We start from the raw sequence: 2,944 nt of genomic DNA, 5'->3' as shown, positions 1-2,944 counted from the left end.
GGCAAAGCTTTCAGCGCCTCTGGATTGTTGTAATCGGTGGGCACGCCATCCCAGACGGTCTCTTCATTGAACTGGATCCGCTCGTTATTCACCCCGCCAAAAACCATCGCGGCCAACCGACCATTTCCAACCGGCAACGCTTCGGTTTCCCACTTGGTCGCCGGTTTGCGGTACCACAGTGTCAACGGATTTTCGGGGGCAGCAGCCTCGTTGACAAACGCCATGTCCGCCTTGGGGTTGTTGCTTTCGTCCACATCGTGACGCGCTGCCAAAGATGGTTCTGCTGCGATCCAGCCCACCATCACAAGGGCCAATAAAAATCGATGCATGCTGATTTCCAATCTTGTAAATTTTATCGTTTCGTTTGTGTGACGGCGTGAATCCTTGTCGTCGTTACGATGCGAATCTGCTTACGACCCACCGAAGAATTACTTCGTTTTCCTGCTAAAATTTGAGCTGCGAACTCGGCGGCAAAGGCACGTTATTCGCCTGACGCCAATTGACAAGTTGTTTCAATAAAGCCTGAGCCATTTCAGGATTTTCTACAGACAAATCACGACTCTCTTTTAGGTCCTGCCGCAGGTTATAAAGTTCAATATTCCCCTCTTTCAGAAACTGGATCAGCTTCCAGTCACCTTTGCGGATAATCGAGCAGGGAGGATTCTTGTAGGTGCTGGCAATGTGCCAAAAGATTGCCCGGTCTTTCAGCGGCTTGCCCTGCAGCAGCGGAACCAAGCTGTCACCGTCCAGTGTACTCGTGTAGTCCGTGATGCCCGCCAACTCAAGAAAGGTCGGGAAAAAGTCGAGTCCGTGAATCGGCGTGTCGCAGCGGTTCGGTGCGACGGTTTTCGGCCAGTTGATCAGTGTCGGAACACGCAATCCGCCTTCGTAGACATTGCCCTTGGCACCACGCAGGTTCTCGTTGCGACTTTGAAGCCCGTTGAAGCCGTTGTCGGAACTGAAAAGAATCACGGTGTTTTCGCGTAGCCCTGCCCGATCGAGATAGTCCGTGATCCGCCCGACATTTTCGTCAATCGATTTGATCATCGTGGCATAGGCGGCTATCTCTTTCTTCTTCTTTGCCGGACCCATCCCCTGCCCAGTCGAAGGGTCGCCCGGCTTATTCATGAAGTGGGATAGCCATTCTTTGTTGCGAGGCACCGAGGGTCTGTGCGGCGCGTAGTAGTGCAGGTTCACAAAGAAGGGCACATCTTGGTGGCGATCAATAAAGTCGATCGCATCGGACGTGAGCCGGTCCGTCAGCCACGGGGCGTCTTCCTGATCCGCAATGAAGGGGTTTTTAAACGGGGCCACATAGCCCCCGCTAGGTGCATTGTAGCCCTGGTCATAACCGCGTGCCGGATCACCCCACCAAGTGCCGCCCACATTCTCATGGAACCCGCGCCCGGTCGGATAATACTGCTGAATTTCTGGTGACCGGTGCGCCGCGAGCCAACTCAAATCGCCATTCTTCGGCTGGCTCAATTTCGTTTTCAGCGGAAGCGATGTTTCTTCCGCCGGGTTTGGCCCGACGATATGCCACTTGCCGAGATGGATCAGCTGATAGCCTGCACTGGCGAGCGGCTTCGCATAAACCGAATGCTCCGCGCCGACCGTCCAACTAGAGAAAATATTGTCGCGGCTATTTCCCTTCTCCAGTACCGGCACGGTGTAACAGTTCGTGCGGAACGATTGTTTCCCGGTCAGGATCGCGGCACGCGACGGCGAACAGGTCGGGTACATGTACGCCTCGTTGAACACCAAGCTCTCTTCGGCCAGCGAATCTAGGTTGGGCGTCTCGAAATATTGGCTGCCCATAAAACCAACATCCTGCATGCCAAGATCATCAGCGAGGATGAACACAAAGTTGGGCGGTGCCGCGATTGCGGCCGATGACCAACCGATGGCCAAAGCCGCTGCGAAGATCCAAGTCGTGATTCTTTGTGATGGACGCATGTCGGGTTTGGGGAGAGAGAGGGATGTCATAGATGAGGCGTTAGTAACTCAGCTTGCCCCCTTTGGAGGGTTTTTGTCGTTCGTTCTCCCACCACTCGTTGGGTCCTTCCTCTTCGATGTCCGCCCAAAGCTTGAAGAGAACGTTTTTCATCTCCTCGGTTTTTTCGGGCATTTTGGCAGACAAGTCGTTCTCTTCTTTCCAGTCCTTTTGAATTTCAAACAGCTGAAACTCGGTCAGCGTTTCATTGCCGACGATCTTCCAGTCGCCGATTCGCATTGCAACGCGATCGGATGGCGAGGAAACGTGGGTACGCCAAAACAGCGGAATTTCGCGTTTGATCGGTTTGCCTGCGAAGGCGGGCAGCATGCTGACGCCGTCGATCGTACGATCGGTGGGCAGCGGAATGTCGACGATGTCCAACACCGTGGCAAACAGGTCGGTACCGATCACCGGCACTTCGCTGGTGGTGCCCGGTTCGATATGCCCCGGCCAACGTGCCAGCCCTGGCACCCGGATGCCGCCTTCGTGATCGCTGCGTTTGTTGCCTCGCAAGCCGCCAGACGAGCCGCCATACGCCGGCACGGGACCGTTGTCCGACGTGAAGAATAGAAACGTATTGTCGCTGACTCCTTGAGCGTCCAGGGCATCCATCACCATTCCCAATGCGTTGTCCATTTGCGTGATGTTCCCCATGTACTTGCTGTTCTCGTGTCCCTTGTACAGGTCTGAGAATCGCGGGTCGGTGGCGATCGGCGAATGCGGCTCATGCACCCACACCGTCATCGCAAACGGTTTGGCAGGATCATGGATATCTTTAAGCCAATGTGCCGCTTCGGATGCAACAAGCTGAGCGGAGTAGCCTTCGAGTTTTCCCACCGGCTCACCATTGCGAACAAAGTTGTCGGGGTTCTTGTGGCTGGGGCTGGCGTTATTTTGTGTGCACATCCAATAGTCGTAGCCGTGATCGCCTGGATGAGGAAAACCCGG

At 54.9% G+C, this 2,944-nt stretch carries 3 protein-coding genes; all 3 read right to left on the bottom strand.

Annotated features, from left to right (window positions below; translation table 11 throughout):
- Positions 1-329 (bottom strand): glycoside hydrolase N-terminal domain-containing protein (locus tag ABX962_RS33945; protein WP_372726097.1); only part of this gene is annotated, 329 nt, incomplete at its 3' end.
- Between the two features lie 115 nt (positions 330-444).
- Positions 445-1,956 (bottom strand): sulfatase, encoded by a 1,512-nt coding sequence (locus tag ABX962_RS33940; protein ID WP_372726096.1) that lies wholly within the window; start codon positions 1,954-1,956, stop codon positions 445-447.
- A 40-nt stretch (positions 1,957-1,996) separates the two neighbouring features.
- A partial coding sequence (locus ABX962_RS33935; RefSeq protein ID WP_372726095.1) for a sulfatase-like hydrolase/transferase occupies positions 1,997-2,944 on the bottom strand: 948 nt, incomplete at its 5' end.

This window comes from Novipirellula sp. (assembly GCF_041583735.1).
In the GTDB taxonomy this organism is placed as follows: domain Bacteria; phylum Planctomycetota; class Planctomycetia; order Pirellulales; family Pirellulaceae; genus Novipirellula.
The sequence above is the reverse complement of the archived record's forward strand: the minus strand, read 5'-3'. Positions and strand labels throughout refer to the sequence as shown.